General features: G+C 41.9%; 13 protein-coding genes and 1 other annotated feature. Of the genes, 2 read left to right on the top strand and 11 right to left on the bottom strand.

All coding sequences use genetic code 11. The annotated features are described in order from the left end of the window. Positions 1-66: 66 nt before the first annotated feature. Entirely contained in the window at positions 67-1065 is a 999-nt protein-coding gene (locus tag DYE66_RS07470) for a KxYKxGKxW signal peptide domain-containing protein (protein WP_002998408.1), read from the top strand. A 450-nt stretch (positions 1066-1515) separates the two neighbouring features. Then, positions 1516-2874, top strand: a complete 1359-nt coding sequence (locus DYE66_RS07475; protein WP_002998173.1) for a cell wall-binding repeat protein — start codon at positions 1516-1518, stop codon at positions 2872-2874. A gap of 149 nt (positions 2875-3023) precedes the next feature. On the opposite strand, the gene DYE66_RS07480 is transcribed toward DYE66_RS07475, so the two are convergent. The 11 genes from DYE66_RS07480 to DYE66_RS07530 form a co-directional block, all read right to left on the bottom strand. After that, entirely contained in the window at positions 3024-4904 is a 1881-nt protein-coding gene (locus tag DYE66_RS07480) for an FtsX-like permease family protein (RefSeq protein ID WP_002998004.1), read from the bottom strand. Beyond that, positions 4891-5646 (bottom strand): ABC transporter ATP-binding protein, encoded by a 756-nt coding sequence (locus tag DYE66_RS07485; RefSeq protein ID WP_002997823.1) that lies wholly within the window; start codon positions 5644-5646, stop codon positions 4891-4893. Before DYE66_RS07485 ends, DYE66_RS07480 begins: the two co-directional genes overlap by 14 nt. 686 nt (positions 5647-6332) lie before the next feature. After that, positions 6333-7322, bottom strand: coding sequence for a sensor histidine kinase (locus DYE66_RS07490; protein WP_002998216.1), 990 nt, complete (start codon positions 7320-7322; stop codon positions 6333-6335). After that, positions 7312-7998: a response regulator transcription factor gene (locus DYE66_RS07495; RefSeq protein ID WP_002997821.1), complete on the bottom strand. Its 687-nt coding sequence runs from the start codon at positions 7996-7998 to the stop codon at positions 7312-7314. The genes DYE66_RS07490 and DYE66_RS07495 overlap by 11 nt, the downstream gene beginning before the upstream one ends. A 566-nt stretch (positions 7999-8564) precedes the next feature. After that, positions 8565-13358 carry a glycoside hydrolase family 70 protein gene (locus tag DYE66_RS07500; RefSeq protein WP_002998533.1) on the bottom strand — a complete coding sequence of 1598 codons (4794 nt, stop codon included), beginning with the start codon at positions 13356-13358 and terminating at the stop codon, positions 8565-8567. Positions 13359-13527: 169 nt separating this feature from the next. After that, entirely contained in the window at positions 13528-14643 is a 1116-nt protein-coding gene (locus DYE66_RS07505) for an ISAs1 family transposase (RefSeq protein ID WP_115325083.1), read from the bottom strand. Positions 14644-15092: 449 nt separating this feature from the next. Next, positions 15093-15386 carry a 50S ribosomal protein L27 gene (gene rpmA / locus DYE66_RS07510; protein ID WP_002998151.1) on the bottom strand — a complete coding sequence of 98 codons (294 nt, stop codon included), beginning with the start codon at positions 15384-15386 and terminating at the stop codon, positions 15093-15095. Between the two features lie 23 nt (positions 15387-15409). After that, positions 15410-15742 (bottom strand): ribosomal-processing cysteine protease Prp, encoded by a 333-nt coding sequence (locus DYE66_RS07515; protein ID WP_002998472.1) that lies wholly within the window; start codon positions 15740-15742, stop codon positions 15410-15412. Between the two features lie 9 nt (positions 15743-15751). Further along, on the bottom strand, positions 15752-16066 hold the full coding sequence (rplU, locus tag DYE66_RS07520; protein WP_002997788.1) for a 50S ribosomal protein L21: 315 nt from the start codon (positions 16064-16066) through the stop codon (positions 15752-15754). A gap of 39 nt (positions 16067-16105) precedes the next feature. Then, positions 16106-16203 (bottom strand) — a sequence feature (ribosomal protein L21 leader region). A 183-nt stretch (positions 16204-16386) separates the two neighbouring features. After that, on the bottom strand, positions 16387-17565 hold the full coding sequence (locus DYE66_RS07525; protein WP_002998040.1) for a CapA family protein: 1179 nt from the start codon (positions 17563-17565) through the stop codon (positions 16387-16389). Positions 17566-17791: 226 nt separating this feature from the next. After that, positions 17792-18334 (bottom strand): GNAT family N-acetyltransferase, encoded by a 543-nt coding sequence (locus DYE66_RS07530; protein WP_002998260.1) that lies wholly within the window; start codon positions 18332-18334, stop codon positions 17792-17794. Position 18335 lies beyond the last annotated feature (1 nt).

Consider the following 18335-nt stretch of genomic DNA (forward strand, 5'->3'; position numbering starts at 1 on the left):
TAAAGACTATTACGATAGGCTTTCATTAGTATGATACAATAGGCCCTGCATAAGGAGGTATGTTTTATGCAAGGAAAGAAAACTTATAAGATGCACAAGGTTAAAAAGCATTGGGTAACCATTGCTGGTACGGCTACAGTCTTGTCTGTCGCTCTCTTGGCCAATAACCAAGCCAAGGCTGACGAACAAACAGGCTCAGCGGTTGTTCGAGCTGATAGTGCTGCTGTTGTGACTAGACCTGCCGATGCTGGTCAAACTAGTCAAGTTGAGCAAACTACGACTGCGACTGCTGAACAAACGGCTACAGCTAATCAAAATCAGCAAGCTTCTGCTAATACTGCTGATCAAGCCCAAGAGCAAAGACAGGATACAGCCAATCAAGATAAATGGCAAGCTGTTGATCAAGCTAGCCAACCGGAACAAGTCGCTACTGCCGTTAATCAAGCCCAAAAGGCTAGCGAGAGCGATGCTAATCAAGTAGTAAGTAGGGATGTAAAAGACAGCCATGCTGTTGTTAGCAAAGACGATGCCAAAGCATCTTCAGACCAAGCAGCTAGCCAAGCTGGCTTCTATACTACTGGTAATAATGACTGGTATTATAAAAACGAAGATGGTAGCTTAGCAAAGGGCTTGCAAACCATCAATGGCCAAACTCTCTACTTCGATAATAATACTGGTAAGCAGGTCAAAGGGGCTACAGCAACTATTGATGGTAAGGAATACTACTTCGACCAAGATACAGGTGATATGTGGAAGGATCGCTTCCGTCAAATTGACAAGCAAGACTATCGCGGGGTCGCTCCTGGTTCCAAGGTTGGGGTCGCTTGGCTCTACTATCAAGCCGATGGTTCTGTTGCCTCAGGCTTGACCACTACTCCTGATGGACGGACCCTCATGTTTAATACCTATAATCATGAGCAAGTCAAGGGTAAATTGGTCAATACGGATGGTAGCAATTATCGCTACTTCGACCTCCATACTGGAGACATGTTGCGCAACACCAGTATCTATGATGGCAGTCAAAAGTACAATATTGACGACAATGGTATTGCCGCCAAGGCATAATGAACGATTTATTCTAGTCCCATCTTAAGAACTCTCCATGTGAGGGTTCTTTTTGGTTGCAGGAACTATAGAAAACCCTTCCGCTCTTCTACTCGCCACACTTCCCCCTCTTGTAACTTTGCCGTTGCTTGGCCATCTCATATCTTACTGTTAATACTCAATAAAAATCAAAAGTAGCCGAGGCAACGAACTGCAGACAGTACTTAAGTACGGCAAAGTGAGTTAACGATGGATAGTTTTAATTTTTGAAGAGTATAAACCGAACTCCAGCCTAATCCCAATAATATTTTGATTTAGAAAATGACTTGAATCGTCAAGTTATCTTACGTTATTATGAAAAAGATTTACCCTAGGTTACAAACTTCTTACAGTCTTCCATCCTTTTAAAAAACCTTACAGGAAGGTGCGAAAACTGTGGTAGAATAGGCTTTGCATAAGGAGGTAAAATCTATGCAAGGAAAGAATTCTAACAATTTACATGAGGTCAAAAAGCATTGGGCGACCTTTGCTGGAGCAGCAACCCTCTTGTCTGCCTCCCTCTTGGCCAATGGTCAGGTTAAGGCTGACGAGCAAGGAAAATCAACTGTGGTTAGAGCGGACAGTTTTGCTGTGGTCAGCAGGCCAAGCAGTAGCGATGCTAATCAGACTGTAGAAGCCAATCAAAATCAGCAAGCAAGTCAAACACAAAGCCCAGGCTCCCAAGCAAGCGAGCAGACTACTCCTGCTACGGGTGGGCAAGACCAAAAAGAGCTTACGACTACTTCAAAGGATAGTCAGGAAGGAATTGCTCAGCAAACTACCCCTAGCTCGGCCGACCAGACTGCCAAATGGCAGGCTGTTGACACTCCAAAGACCAGTGCTGTAACAGAGGCGACTCAGCAAATGCAGGCAGGAACTCCAACTGAAGGAAACCAACAACCTTCAAGTTCAGAAAACCCAGCCAAGGCCAAGGCAGGCTTTTCAACTACTGGTCAAAATGACTGGTACTACACCCAAGAAGACGGAAGTTTGGCCAAGGGCCTACAAACCATCAACGGTCAAAAGCTCTACTTTGACCAAACAACTGGCCAACAGGTTAAGGGGGCTACTGCTAAAATCGACAAGGACACCTATTACTTTGATGCTGACACGGGTGATATGTGGACCAACCGCTTTGCTGCTGATAAGGATGGCAACTGGTTCTATTTTGGCCAAGATGGGAAAGCGCTCAAAGGATGGCAAACTATTGACGGCAAGCGTTATTTCTTTGACCGCCTGACAGGTATTCAAGCCAAGAATACAGCCCTGAATACCGATGAGCTCCAAACCCACTATTTCAAAGATAACGGCGAAATAGCGACCGACCTCTTCTTCCAAAGTAAGGCAGGGGATTGGTATTACAATGATGAAAAGGGTAATACCGCTCATGGTCGTGTTACTATCCATGGCAAGCACTATGCCTTTACAGACCGGTCAGGCACGCAAATTAAGGGAAGCTACTACGCCCCACCGGCCGGACCTTACAAATATTTCTACGATGGCGATAGCGGTGAAATCCTGACCGATAGTTTTGTCGCTGATAGGTACGGAAATTGGTACTATGTTGATGGCCAAGGCACGACTGTCCAAGGAACGCAAACCATTAATGGACAAACCCTCTACTTCGACCCCTATACGTCTGTTCAGGCCAAAGGCCGTCTGGTTAAAACAGAAGACAATAACTACCACTACTTCGATAAGGACAGCGGTGATTTAGTCAAGAACACCACTATCACTATCGGCAATCAAACCTATAAGATTGACGACCAAGGCATTGCGACCAAGGCTTAATCGATGCCACCTGTTTGTTAGACAGGTGGTTTTTGTTTTAGCAACTTTAGTTCCTTTCTCACCGTGGCTACAAGACAAAAAAAGATTGCGTTCACTAGAAAACACAATCTTTTTTTATGGCCAACTCTTGGGAGACTGATACTAGCCTTTTATTTCTCATAAATACGATTAAAGAGTTGTTTTTGGTATTTGTCCTTAACGATAAGATATAAGATGATTTCGATAACGATACAGAAGCCGTAACAGATAAGGGCTGTGCTTGTATAAGAGGCTAAAGTAGTCCGATTGATAATGGTCACAAAGAGCCCAGATAGGCCTAAAGCAATGGTAAAAGGTGCTAGAAAGATCCATCTAAGCGTGCTTGCTGTAGCAGCCTTTAAACTGGATTGGCTTAAACCAACCTTCATCATAATACTGTATTTTTTACTTTCTTCTTCCATAACAGAGTAGAGTCTAGAGTAGATAATGCTGGCCATTCCGATTAAAAAGGAGATACAGAGAATGCTACCGACATAAGAGACTAGCTTTCTAGTTAAGCTTTCATTGTCATAATACATATAATAGGATATCAAGGTCTCTTTTCCCTTTTTAAAGCCAATTGCTTTTTCAAGCTCTTCCATCTTTCCTGCCTTCTTCTCTTGATAGCGAACTTGGTCAAAAGCATAGATGGTATCTTTGCTTAAATTCTGGGAGAGTTCTTCATATTTGTTATCAGCAATGACGGTAACACTTGTAAAATACCCTGATATAGCAATCACTCTCTTATCAAATCCGCTTTCTTTTTTAATCTGAACATCTGCCAATGTGTTTCTGACATTATTCGGTAAAACAGGGTCTGCTTTACCATCCACCCCAATTAGAAAGTAGCTATCATCTGCGAGGTTAATCTTCTTTCTATGCAAGAAATTAGCTATTTCATTGTACATAGTATTGGATAAAATAATATGTCTCGTCGTTCTGATATCACTTTTTAGTTGAAGATAGTTGATAGCCAGTTGCTTAAAGTCATCCGTCTCTGCTAATTTTTTAGAAAGGGTGTCTGCTTTTTGAGCTCCGTCTGTTTGATTTTCCCAATTAGCGTACATATAGGTGTAGGGCGCGACCTTTTTTGTATCCTGCGCAATGTTTTGAGGGGCACCCACGATATAGACCAGAGAGGTTAAGACGATACTAGATAAAATCAGGACACTAGTCATGGTTTTGATATTGGTATTGATTTTATATTTGAAATCACTGACAGCAATCATGTTTTGCTTTCTGTACAGGCGTCCACTTTTTTTCATGATAAAAGCATAAAGGGTAAAGACAAAGTAGCCGATAAAGTAGGCACCGCCCGTATAAGATAATAAACCAAAGATATAGACAAGAATTGATGGTTTCTCACCTGCGGTTAAAAACAGATACACCGTTATAGGTACAATGACTAAGATGGCTAGCAAGGTAAGGAAGAAATGATTTTTTTCAGCGACTTCTTCTTTTTTTAGCAGGTCGATAATCTTATGCTTCCTTAGAATAACTGGAGCAAACAGGGCTATTACTAGAAATAAGGCCCCCATTAAGACGATTGTCAGAAAGATTGCTACTAGAGGAAAATAGAAGCGGAGATCTAAGTTACCTATCGTCCTTTGTGCTATCATCAAAAAGAGCTTCGAAAAGATAATTCCCATGATGATGCCTAAAAATAAGGCTAAGGTTGACAGAATCATATTCTCAAGAAAAATCAGCTTATTGAACTGCTTCTTGCTGGTTCCGATAATATTTAAGATGGCAAATTGCTTACTCCTATTTTTCAAAAAGTTTCCCACTGAATACACAATCAACACAAAGGAGAAAGCGACAGAGACGATGCGCGCTAGAAATAAGACGAGACCAATGGTGCCACTTGAATCCACAATGGATAAGGCTGGATGCTGAGCTAGAGTTGTAAACAAGAAGAAAATTAAAACCGATAAGACACAACTTAGAAAATGATACAAGTAGGTTTTAAAATCTCTTTTGATATTATTAAGAGCAAAATCAAATAGGGTCATTGTCATCACCTCCAAGGAGACTCATAGTGTTTAAAATATCTCTCTGGTATGCTTTGGTATCATTCCTATTAACAATTTCTTGATAAATATTGCCATCTTTTATGATATATGTCTTGTCCGAATACGTCGCAATATTAGGGTCATGTGTCACCATGATAATGGTCACTCCCATGGCCTGATTCAACTTTTTAAACAGTCGCATCACGTCCTTGGCAGCCTTAGAATCTAGATTTCCTGTAGGCTCATCGGCCAATAAAAGCGAGGGTTCGTTGATGACAGCTCTAGCAATGGCTACACGCTGAGCCTGTCCTCCTGAAATTTCATAGGTTCGTTTATCTAATAAATGATCAATCCCTAATAACTCGCTGACATCTGTGAGCCTCTCTTTCATCTCTTTTACCGGAACGCTATCTAAGGTTAGGGGGAGGATAATATTCTCACCAACGGTTAAGGTATTGATTAGATTAAACTGCTGGAAGACAAAGCCTAGTTCCTGTCTTCTGAAAGTTGACAGTTGCTCGTCGTTCATTTGATAAGGGTCTTGACCTGCAATTCGGACACTACCTCTGGTTGGTTCATCAATTGTTGAAATGGCGTTAAGAAAGGTACTTTTTCCACTTCCGCTAGGTCCCATGATGGACACAAATTCACCTTGAGAGACGTCCATATTAATGTCATCTAGAGCTTTAAAAGACACCTTTCCTTTATAGATTTTTTCTAGATTTGAAACACTTAACAACATTTGTTTTCTCCTCTCTTATTTTCTGTCTTTATTCTACCAAGTTCCCTCATAGACAAAAATCCAAGAACATTACATAAACTTACATTTTTGTAATGTTCCTGGATCCTTTAGGCAAATGAATGTTTATATTAGAATTGTTAGGAAAGTATATTTGGTTAAAATCAGCCTTGATACTTTCTTAGGTAGTGCGGACGGAAGCGACCGCCGTTGGCGTTCCATTCCGACACGAAGTTAGTCCAGTCGATATTACTGGACTAGCTGAGTTAGTCTGGAAGCTAGTCCATCTCAATGGAGATGGACGTTTGACATCAGACACTTTAGTGGCTTGATGTCTTTGCTTCCTGCTATTTTTTGAGCCCTTCGCTTTTACATTTTTAGGCTCAGGCAAATTTCGTCCACTGGACGAAATCTCTTCAAAAAATCCGTTATTGGCAACAAAGACGTTTGTTGCTAATAATGCCACTACGGCGAAAGTATCGCCTAGGTTCACTTCGTTCACCGTCTCCCTAAATTTTAATAAATTAAAATAGCTTCATATCTTCTTTAGAAGGGGGGTTAAGGTAAGTAAACCGGTTCCCAAACAAGTATGCTCAAAAATATCAGATTAATCCCCCGCTCGTTAATAAAACCGAATGCCTGCCAAAGCTTTTCTTTATGGGTTTTCAAGCTTTGATTTTAACTCGGTATTAAAAAATGATTGTCATTCTTGTTCCCTTGCCAACTTCTGAGGCAACCTCAAGGTCATGCCCTAGGTAATCAAGCACTCTTCTGACAATATAGAGACCGATACCACTTGAATCAGCGTTGTTGCGACCATTTTTACCAACATAAAAGAGCTCAAAAATAGATTGCAAATCCACTTGCTCAATGCCAATGCCGTCATCAATAACGGATAGGGTAACGTGCTCATCTTGCTGTTTAGCTGCTAGTCTAACGGTCTGTCCTTTGTAACTATATTTAATGGCATTTGTCAGTAGCTGTTGAATGACTAATTTCAACCATTTTGAATCAGAATAGACATAAAGAGCCTCATCGATGTCAATTTTGGGATAGACTTGCGAGGTAATGAAGTGGTCTTTTAAGGCATTGACGCTGTCTTTGCAAACCCTGGCTAGATAGACCTTATCGGAGACAAAGTCATTCTTAAATTCATCTAGGCGATAGGCAGCAATCATCTGATCTAAATTATATTGAATGCTCTGCAGGTTTCTTTCGATTTGCTGATGATTTTCTTCGTTAGTCTCTTTTTCACAAATCAGTTTTAGCACGGACAAGGGCGTTTTTATTTGATGGACAAAACGGTAAATCATGACCTTTTGCAATTTTTTCTCCTGCTTTTGTCTGATTTCTGCTTTTCCCTTGTTCTGCAAGAGTTGGTCAATCATGGCATTATAATTTTCTTCAAAGGCGCTTCTGGGTTCTTCAATCAAATAGTCATTTAAAGACTCACTCTGTAATAAAATTTTGCCATAAACTCGCCCCTTGAGGTAGAACTGCACGAGGAGATAGATAAAAAGAACAAAGAACACAAGGAAAGCAAAGTAAAAAAATTCTTCAAACCAAATCCCCTTGAGGTAGAATAAGGCACCAAAGAAAATGACCTGGGTGACAAGGACGACCATTACTAAGCTGAGCTGGTCTAAAAGAAATAATTGAAAAGCTCTCTTATTCTTCATAGGCTACCTTATACCCCATTCCTCTGACCGTCACAATTTCTAATTGAGAACCTAAATCTAATAATTTTTTCCGGACCCTGCTGACGGTGACATTTAGTGTATTTTCTTCTACGAAGAGGTCACTATCCCATATTCCAGATAAAATTTTTTCACGACGGACTACGTTGGGATAAGCCTCGAATAAGATACCAATCAGAATAGCTTCATTTTTAGGAAGGTCAATCTGTTTCCCCTTGCACTCCAGTGTCAATCGAAGTTTATCAAAGGAACAGTCACCGCAGGTCGCTCCAGTTTCTTTGTGAGCATATTCGCCGTAGGCTCTTCTCAGCTGTGAATTTACCTTGGCCAGTAAGAGGTCATGAGAAAATGGCTTGGTCAAATAATCGTCCCCGCCATTCATAATGGCCCTTATTTGGTCATATTCTTCGGTTCTGGCAGACATAAATATAATCGGGACGGTCGTCTTTTTCCTGATTTCAGAGCACCAGTAAAAGCCATCATAATAGGGAATATTGATGTCCAGCAAAATGAGGTCGGGTTTCTGGTCATTAATAAAGTGGTCAATATGCTTAAAATCCTGACAGATGGCCACTTCAAAGTCATATTTTACTAGATGTTCTTGAACAAGACTGACCAAATCTAAGTCATCTTCAACGATACATATTTTAATGGTCATTTTAAGCTCCTTAAATACTCTAACTTACCTGATTAGGGATATGCTTGCCTTCTATACTGCCTTCATTATATCATAAGGAGACCTCAAAACACCCGACAATTTTTCTGTTCCGGTGGCCGTATTGGGCTTTAGACCGTCCTGATATTTTCAAAGTGTCCCAGGAATAAAACTCTTCAAAAATCAAAACTATCCATCGTTAACTCACTTTGCCGTACCTGCTGAGGAAAGCAAAACTTTCCCTATTTCCAACCTCAAAAGGTCTCCCAGACCTTTTGAGCTACCTGCAGTTCATGCGATGCGGAGCAAAGTTGGTCGATTTTACCTACTTTGTGAGGTTAGTAAGGGAGCTAGGCAATCTCCATAGCGATTGCCGTTCGACATCAGTCACTTTAGTGACTTGATGTCATTGCTCCTTGCCTTGGCTATTTTTTGATTTTTATTGAGTATAAATTACTGGAATTCGCACATTTTCTTACTGTTGCAACTTATTTTGTACTAAAAAAGCCTCCCCGCCATATGCGAGGAAGCTTTTTGACTTGGTCGAGATAGGTTTATCTCAGATCTTTTTAGTTCCAGCCACGGTAGACAGCAGCACCATCACTACCGAAATAGTAATATTGTCCGTAAACAAATTTCCATTGGTTGGTAATCATGCTACCAGAATTTTCATCAAAGTAGCGAACCTTACCATCAGAAGTTCTTACAGCCTTACCTTTGGCTTGGATACCATTTTTATCAAAGTAAACCTTTTGGTTACCTACTGTCTGCAGGCCAGTCAATACTTTTCCGTCTTTAACGTAAAGCCATTGACCTTGGGCATTTTTATACCATCCACTACCTGATACATACTGACCTTCAAGATTGTAGAAACGAAGAACTCCAGAACCATCCTTAAAGGTTTGACCCTTTGGATTAGCCTGAGTTTGAGCAGTTCCATCACTACCGAAGTAGTAAGTTTTGCCATTAACAGTCACAGACTTGTTGAAAGCCTGGTCGCCAGAGTTGGCATCATAGTAGCGAAGCTTACCATCGTTACCAGTTACCAATTGACCTTTGACTTGATGGCCATTATCCTTGAAGTAAACTCGTTGATTTCCAATGGTTTGAGCACCAGTCAATACCTTACCAGATTTAACATAAACCCATTCGTGCTCTGCTGTTTCATACCATCCACTACCTGATACATACTGACCTTCAAGATTGTAGAAACGAAGAACTCCAGAACCATCCTTAAAGGTTTGACCCTTTGGATTAGCCTGAGTTTGAGCAGTTCCATCACTACCGAAGTAGTAAGTCTTACCGTTAACACTTACAGACTTATTAAAGACTTGTTCACCAGTTTGGGCATCGTAGTAACGAATCTTACCATCGGCATCCTTGACGATATCACCCTTAACTTGTTGGCCGTTAGCCTTGAAGTAAAGTTTTTGGCCCTTGATGGTTTGAGCACCTGTGACAGCTGCGCCATCTTTACCAAGATAGAACCAGTTGCCTGCCTTGTCTTCAATGAAGGTATTGGTCCACATGTCACCAGAGTCAACATCGTAGAAGTAAAGTTTACCATCTTTGGCTGTGACAAAGTCACCCTTAACTTGTTGACCATTGGCTTCGAAGTAAAGGTGTTGTTTACCAACAGTTTGAGCACCGGTAACAGCGACACCATCTTTACCTAGATAGTACCAGTGACCAGTCTTGTCAGCGACGAAGGTATTGGTTACAGCATTTCCATTATGTTGGTCGAAGTAACGAACCTTACCATCACGGGTGACAATAATCTTATCCTTAGCTTGAACACCATCTTTATCAAAGTATTGAACGTGACCATCAACGGTTGTCAGGCCAAGTGCCATGACACCATTCTTGAAGTAACGCCAGCTGTCATTACCAAATTGTTGGTAACCATTTTCGTAACGTTTACCGTCGTTGCCATAGTAATGGTTTTGACCTTGGGCATCAGTATAAACTGTATTGCGAAGGGCAGCACCATTAGCCAGGAAGTAATAGTTAGATCCCTTGATGTTTTGGGCACCAGTCACCATGTAACCATCTTGGCCAAAGTAGTAAAGATTACCAGCTTCAGTAATAAAGCTATCGGTTACCTTTTCACCTGTTGTGCTTGAGTTGTAGACATAACCAGTTCCATCAAAGCGGATACCTGATTCTACGACTTGACCTAGGAGAGTTTTTGGCAAGAAGAGTTTATCATCTGAAACATTGAGGTACTTGTTGCTTGCTTGGTCGCTGAGGACATAATCGGCACCCCGGCCAAGGATATTGCTACCGTTGAAGTACTTAGCAGACCATTGTTTAATCTTAACAGATGGATCTATGGCTTGGCCGGTAGAGATTTGCTTCTTGGTAAAGAGTTCTGGATATTTTTCCTTTAATTCGTCAAGGAAGGCACCGCCGTATTTAGCTTGATAGTCATCACCAGAGCTCTTTGTATCTGTTACGTAGAGACTGTGATTAATTTGGCTTCCTGCGATTGGTTTGCCAAACTTATCTGTCCGAGTAACAGTGACCACTTCTTGTTTAGGGAAGGTGTACATTTGGTCTGGAACCCAGTCTGCCATAACCTTCAGGCCTTTAGCATGGAGAGCCTTGATAGCCTTAACCAATTGGTCGGCTGTACCATACTTGTTTGCTTTAGACATACCCAAGTCATAACGGTCGGTAAAGGCATAACCATTTTGAATGACAGAATCAAGGAACTGACCGTCAGTAGATGAGACATACTGAGGAGCCATTTCAAAGTCAGTGATTCCCCATGAAACAAATTTATCAACATTGTTAGCAATAACAACATTGGTATACTCTTCTTCTTTTGTCGCAAAAGATTGGAAGTTAGAGAAACCTTCAAACATGACGCGAGAGTCCATGGCAGCATCTTGATGGAGTGATTTTCCATCGGTACTTGCTGTATCGCTAGCTGCTACACGAATATCTTGGTCATCTGCTGCTCCCACTGGTACCCAGACTTGAAGGAAACCAGAAACCTGAGGGTTAGCAACCCCCTTGAGATCGTCGTTCAAGAAGTAGAGGTAACCATTTTCATCTGTGCGCTTAACCAGACCAGCCTTGCTAGCATCAGCATCTGTAGCATAGGTTGCAACACCGTCTTTAGTTGATACCATAAGAGCACGGTATTCTTGGTTAGCGTGGGCAGCACCCATGTTGAGGGCTACAACCTTTCCATCCAAGCTAAAGTTGGGTTGGTTTCCCATAACAACGCCGACACCTGACGTACGAGTTGTCGCATCACCCTTATCGCTTTGTTTAAGGGCACCCTTACCATAACGGACAGAAGTCAAGATTTCGCCATTACCGATTTGGTAATTTTGCATAGCTTGACCACCAGCAACGTACTTCATACGGGCTTTCAGCAGAGATTCGATAGCATCGTAGTTCACAGTCTTGTTGGCCATGTATTGACCATCATCGGTGAACATATCTCCATAATAGACGCGAGGAATCGAACCCTTGTTAGTCAGAAGCAAGGTATAAGAAAGCGGCACATTGTAGTGAGTGTATTTCTTATCGGTCTTCTTGAGGTCTTCGTTGTAAATCTTGAAGGCTTGGTCGATTTCGTCTTGAGTAAATGAATAACCAAATGCATTTGGATTAATTTCAGCCTTGATGATGTCACGAATCAGGTCTTGTACTTCGCTATCGTGAGCACGGGCAAAGCTGTAACTTGGAACGGTTTCAACTTCACGGTCATCCACTTCACGGTCAACCAGACTGTTGTGGATGAGGGGATTCAAGCCAGAACGTTTGTCCAATGGTTTAGCCAAAGACCAAAGCATAGACAAACGGAACTTGTTGTCCATGTTCATGAGGTTGTCGCCATCATCATGGAGATAAGGGGTATCGTTGTCGCTCCATGCTTCTACGATAGAAACGTGGTTATTAGCATTTTTGTTGTTTTTATCGATACCGTAAGCTGCCTTAAGGTAATCACTAGAGATTTGCAGAAGGTCAGCATCGACATTATCTACCGCATCAACACGGATAGAGTCAAAGTTAGCATCCGCATCTTTAGCATAGATAGTACCGAAGTTGAGCAGGTAATGCAGCCAGTTGAGTTGCTCTGCTTGAACGATGGGATTAGAGTTATCCACGTCGTTAGCCAGAAGGAACTCATAACCACCTAACGGGTCGTTAGCATTGTAGGTGAAACGAGAGTCCAGGGAACCAGTTTGGTTAGTTGGTGTGCGATTGAGCAAACGATAGTTCGATTGCGTATCTGGTGTCAAATCAGATTGGTTATCGAACTTGAGGGCACCATTTTGCAAGTGGTCATCGTATGGCTTTTCGCTTTCACCATTCCATTGTGGTTGAGTTTTAACAAAAGCTGAGATAGCTTCACGCAACCATTTGGTATTTTGTTCAGTTGTAATCTTTTGTTCGATACGGGCTTGAACCAGTTCAGCTGCTGCTGTCAGGTCAGCCTGGCTTGTTTCAGCGGTATAGGTTTTATCGATACCAACAACCTTGTTCATGTAGTTAACATAGTTGCGTTTGGTTTCGGTATCTGGCCACCAAGCCATCAATAGCGGACGGAAGTCATCCTTGCTTGATTCTGTCCAAGTCTTACCATCCTTGAGGATAGACTTTGGACGGTACCATGAGTCAGCTGTCAAGTAGTTATCAATGGCTTCAAAGTTTTCAGCTGAGGTACTGTAAGCACGGTTGTTAGCAGCAAAGGTTGTTTCTTCTTTGCTGATATCAGAACCTGATTTATCCGCTTCTACCTTGCTAGTGTCTTTGTAAGCGCCAGTTTCATCAAAGTAATAGATCTTCTCACCAACGCTAACAGCAAAGTTCTTCTTAACGTTGCCGTCTTGATCGTAGTAATAATATTTACCGTCAACCTGCTTAACATTTGACATTTTAGCCAAGTCTGATGGAATTGAATTAGATTCAGCAGTAGCCACATTCTTGGCTTCTGCTAACATCTCATCTGTAAAAACTTGGTTCTCATTTTCAGTCGGAACCCACTTAGCTTCATTAGCATTTGTGGTTGTTTGAGCTGCCGTGTCTGTGCTAGCTGTTGTTCCTTGAGTTTGCTCTGCTGCTGATGCTTGATCTGTTGCTGATGCTTGATCTGTTGCTGCATCAGTTGAAGCAGACTGTTCTGATGTAGCTGTCGCTGCAACAGAAGTTTGCTCAGTATCTTGGTTGGTAGTCGTTTGGTCAGCCGTCAAGACTGCTTGGTTGCTGTCTTCGCTAACAGTTTCAGTATCTGCGCTAGCAACTGAAGCACCGAGAGCTGAAGCTAACATAGTGGCAGATGCAACTGAGATAGTCACCCATCTCTTTTTGACCTTATGCATCTTAAAACGTTCATTCTTCTCCATCAATGGAGTCCTCCTAATTTGAAAAAATAACGACCTTTAACTTTTTTAAGAGTTAAATAATTCTAATCGTCAAGTAATTTTACCACAATTTACAATTTATTTCTAGTTATTACACGACAAACGCATGAATGTTTCTTCTCTGTTTTACCATAGACGATCACTTTTTTGACTAGATTAATTTCTTCAAATACTGGTCAAAGTTCATCCCTAAGTTGAATTTTTTCCGTCTCAAACTCATTTTCTTGCCAACATCTAACTGTTTAAGCACAGCTAAACAAAACTTATCCAGCACGTTCAAGTTAAAAGCTAATTGTTTATTCAAGGTCTTGTTGGCGTCCTCACGGAAGACAACATCCAACTGCCAATGCATGCTCTCAATTTGCCAATGCCCACGGACATAAGCACAGAGTTCCTTAGCACTTGCCTGACAACTTAAGATAAAGTAACGGGTATCCTCACTTTGTTTGCCATCCTTATCAATCGTGATACTGGCTTTTCCAATACACTGGATATGACCCCAGTTAGGGCGTTCCTTGCGTAACCAAGCCGTATCGTTAATGACTTCATAACGTCTAGTCTCAACCTGGCCGTGAGCCTTCTCTACGGTTTCGTAACTGTCTGTCTCCCTTTTACCCACGTTAAAGAAAGGCTGAATATCCTCTAAGAGTCCTTTCTGATTTTCTTTAACCGCCAAGCAACAATCTGCTTGCTTCTTGATAATCTTGTTGGCAATAGCAGTCTGAGTACCCATAGCGTCAATACTAATCAAGCACCCTTTTACAGAAATCTTATCCAACAAATCGGGGATAGCTGTGATTTCATTACTCTTGTCATCGGTTGCCACTTGACCATAACAGATACCTAAATCTGTCGCATAGGCAGACACAATGTGCAAGGCTTTTTGAGTTTGACTGGAGTTGCCTTTAATGGTCTTTGCGTCAATTGCTAGGAGGCGTTTGGCAAAGCTGGGAAAGGTCTTAGCAGACAGGTCAGCCTCACGGAGAATGTCGTTCCACATCAAGGTTACTTCCACCAAAACTTGCGCATCCAAGGTCGCAAAAACACGTTGCAGGGTGTCGTGAGATGGAATACCGTTTTCCAAGGTAAGTACACTACGTAAGGAAGTTTCATAGATAGTTCCAAAATCCTCTATTTCTTCCCAGAATTCTGCACCTGAAAGGCGGGCAAAGAAGATGAGCAGCACAATATCAGCCAAGCTATGCTTGATCTTCCAATTGTCACGCTCATCACGGACAGTGATAAGAAATTCTATCATCTCAGACATAAAGACACCTCCTAAGTCTATTATAACTCCGGAGGTGGACTCTTTTTTATGAATCTATTATCCGAAAACGTTATTTTCTTCATGCGTTTGTCGTGTAGTTATTAACATTTTGTTAAACGTTTTCTTCTTAGTTTTGACTTCTAATACTCAATAAAAATCAAAAATAGCCAAGGCAACGAACTGCAGACAGTACTTGGGTACGGCAAAGTGAGTTAACGATGGATAGTTTTGATTTTTGAAGAGTATAAATGACCAAAATTCTGCTTCCTTGAGCCCTGACCTAGGGTTTTATCAGCTCAAATTCTGTAATATTTTGTCATAAAATGAAAAATGTGGCAATTTTTAGGAGGAAGAAAACAGGCCCGATTTCACCAAGCCAAAATTTTAGGATCTGGCCCACTTCTCCAAATTTTAGGCATAAAAAAACAGGCTCAAGGCCTGCCTTTAACTTATTTTGCGATTGGATAAACAGATACTTGTTTCTTATCGCGACCTTTACGTTCGAAACGAACCACACCTTCAACCTTAGCGAAGAGGGTATCATCTCCACCACGGCCAACATTGGCACCTGGATAGACATGAGTTCCGCGTTGGCGGTAAAGGATTGAACCACCAGTTACTGTTTGGCCGTCTGCAGCTTTAGCGCCAAGGCGTTTGCTTTCAGAGTCACGACCATTTGAGGTAGAACCGCCACCTTTTTTGTGGGCGAAGTGTTGCAAGTTAGAAAGATTAAGTTTAATCATAATAATTTCCTTTCGTTGAATACTTATTTAATGATAGGTTGGGCAACATATTCCGAAGAATTTTCCGCTAAATTTTCTAGTCCAATACGGACCGAATCAAATAGCGTCTGCCAAACCTTCTCTTGGTCAGGAGTCAAGCCTTGCGGTCTTAAAATTCGCAAGTAACCTCCCTCATCAGCCATTTCTATCTGGGCCTCCCGCCCCGTCAGAACTTCTACGGAATTTGCAAAGTTGAGGGTCAGCATGGAAACCGCAGAACAGACAATATCAAAGCCATACTCACCACTGCCAGCATGGCCTGAGACTTCCATCTCTGACCAGCCACTAGCACCTTTTGTAAATACCGCTTGAATCATCTGAGCACCTTAAGCCTTGATTGACTTGATAAGGACCTTAGTGTAAGGCTGACGGTGACCTTGTTTGCGGTGGCTACCTTTTTTAGGTTTGTACTTGTAAGTTACAACCTTCTTTTGTTTTCCTTGCTTTTCAACAGTTCCAACAACGCTAGCTCCGTCAACAAGTGGGCTACCAACCTTAGTAGCATCTCCACCGACAAGAACAACTTGGTCAAAAGTGACTTCTGCTCCTGCTTCTACATCAAGTTTTTCAACATAGATGCTTTGACCTTCTTCAACTTTAACTTGTTTTCCACCAGTTTTGATGATTGCGTATGTGCTCATTATGCACCTCCTATAAGATTTTTTGCTGAAGGAGAATTCCTTCATGTGAAGACTCGCCTAGAACCGTGAGAGCCGAACTCTTACTTAAGGAAGTTTATATAAAACTTCCAACGATTTTCGTGCGGTTGCACAGGATGTGCATATTAGTCAACAGTCCTATTCTAGCATTAGTAGGCTTCATTTTCAAGAGTTTGCCTTGAATTTGTTATTTTTATGGGTATCAAGATTAAAAATTTAATTTAGAACGATGCCTCTTTCATGTCTAGGCCACTAGTTGCGATTTTATTGACTGTGGGCACTTCTTCTTTCAAAATATTAGTCTACCACTGCAACTGAACCAGTTCGTTCATTTCTTGGTAGGCTGAATCTACCTTATCTTTCATGCTATCATCCAATTCATTGCGGTACTTACCACCCTGGATAAAGTCATCGAGGATTAAGGTTTGGTAGTTGTAGGCATCATAACCCTCCTCTACTTTTTGACCTGTAGCTTGGCGCCAGACCATGGTTGGATGGGCCTTGACCGTCTTAATAGAGGTCGTCTTCCCTCGCTTTTCAAAGGTGACATCCATGAGGAGACCTCTTTCGGTCCAGATGTCGTCAACGGTCTCTTGGTTTTGGTTGGAAATGAAGTTGCCCATGGAGTAGATGATAAATTTCTTTTGACCGTCCTTCTTTAGGGTCTCTGCTGGTTCGACCACATGGGGGTGGCCACCGAAAATGACATCTGCACCCCAGTCAATCATCTTATGATAGAGCTGGACCTGCTCGTCTGTTGGTTCCTTTTGATACTCCACTCCCATTTGCGGCATAACGATGGTGACATCCGCCTTTTTCTCTGCCTCGACCAATTCAGCCTTGATTTGTTTTTCGTCCAAGTCAGACAGGTGTTTCTTGTACTCACTCTTACTCAAATTGGCTTCCATGCCATTGTAACCATAGGAATAGCCCAGAATAGCTATCTTGATGCCATTGACCTTTTTGATGAGAAAGTTTTCCTTCTGACGGTTTTTCTGATAGATACCAATAGTGTCCATCCCCAACTGATTAAAGGTTTGAGCAGTTTCCAAGGCCCCAGATAAGCCAGAGTCTAGGATATGATTGTGGGCCAAATCAATGACATCATAGCCTGTATCCTTCAAGGTTTGGGCAATAGAGCTAGGAGCATTAAAAAGAGGATAGCCAGCTAGAGGATAGTCCTTACTGATGGTACCCTCGTAATCACCTAGGGCTAAGTCTGCATCTGAAATCCAGTCCTTAGCATACTTAAAATAGGGATTGAAATCATAGCTACCATCCGACTGGCGAGCACTCATATAGAGGATATCATGAATCAAAATATCGCCATTGGCCACAACTCTAGCGGTATGAACCTGATTTGAGCTGGAGTCTGATTTTCGGGACTGACCTAGGAGGTCGTAAAGACCAGCAAAAAGCAAAATAGCAAGCACCAAGGCTAGGCAGACTAAACTCGTTTTGGAAATGGATATTCTCTTCATAACAATCCCCTTTTTGTTTACCATTATAGCATGTTTGCGTTTTCAGAAAAATCACTATGAGAAAATTCATACCATTAAAAACCAAGCTCGTAAATAAAAAAACTACCTGACAAGCAGTTAGATGACTGACTGGCAGGTAGGACTTTATTATTGGGTGAGGTTGATTTTTCCTCAAGGATTTTACATAGAGGGGGGGGGGGGGCTAAAAGACCTTTGTGGCCATTGCTTAGTCGAGTCCGATGGCTAGTCCGGTAGACTCTATCAAGCTAGCAAGGTCTCTAAAACTTGCCAAATCAGCAGGGGAAAGCTTGGGGCGATCAGCCATGACCCGATAGGCTTCTTGATCCTCGTAATAATAGTGGGAAGTCAAATGATAGGCATTTGACTGATAGAAGGCTAGCCGTCGCAGGCGCTGGCCATAATTAGTGGCCGATTGGTCAAGAGGCTCAATGACTAAGATTCGTGTTCGCCCTCCTGCTTCTTGGGCCACTTTGGTCAAGATGGCAGAGCCATAGCCTTTAGAACGCTGGTCTTTGGTTACGGCTAGAAAGAGGAGATAATAGCAGGTCTCAGATTTGAGGCTATAGCTAAATCCACAAAAGACCGCACCATCAAAGTAGGCCTGAAAGTCAGCTCGACCAGTATCAGACAAATCGTTCATCCAAGCCAAAGGCAGGCGCTCCTGCTCAGGAAAAGCGGTCAGATAGAGCGCTTCAACTAGAGGATAAAAGTCTGCACTGGGCCTGACTGTCTTGACTGTTAAGGACATA

It is taken from the genome of Streptococcus downei MFe28, assembly GCF_900459175.1.
Classification (GTDB): domain Bacteria; phylum Bacillota; class Bacilli; order Lactobacillales; family Streptococcaceae; genus Streptococcus; species Streptococcus downei.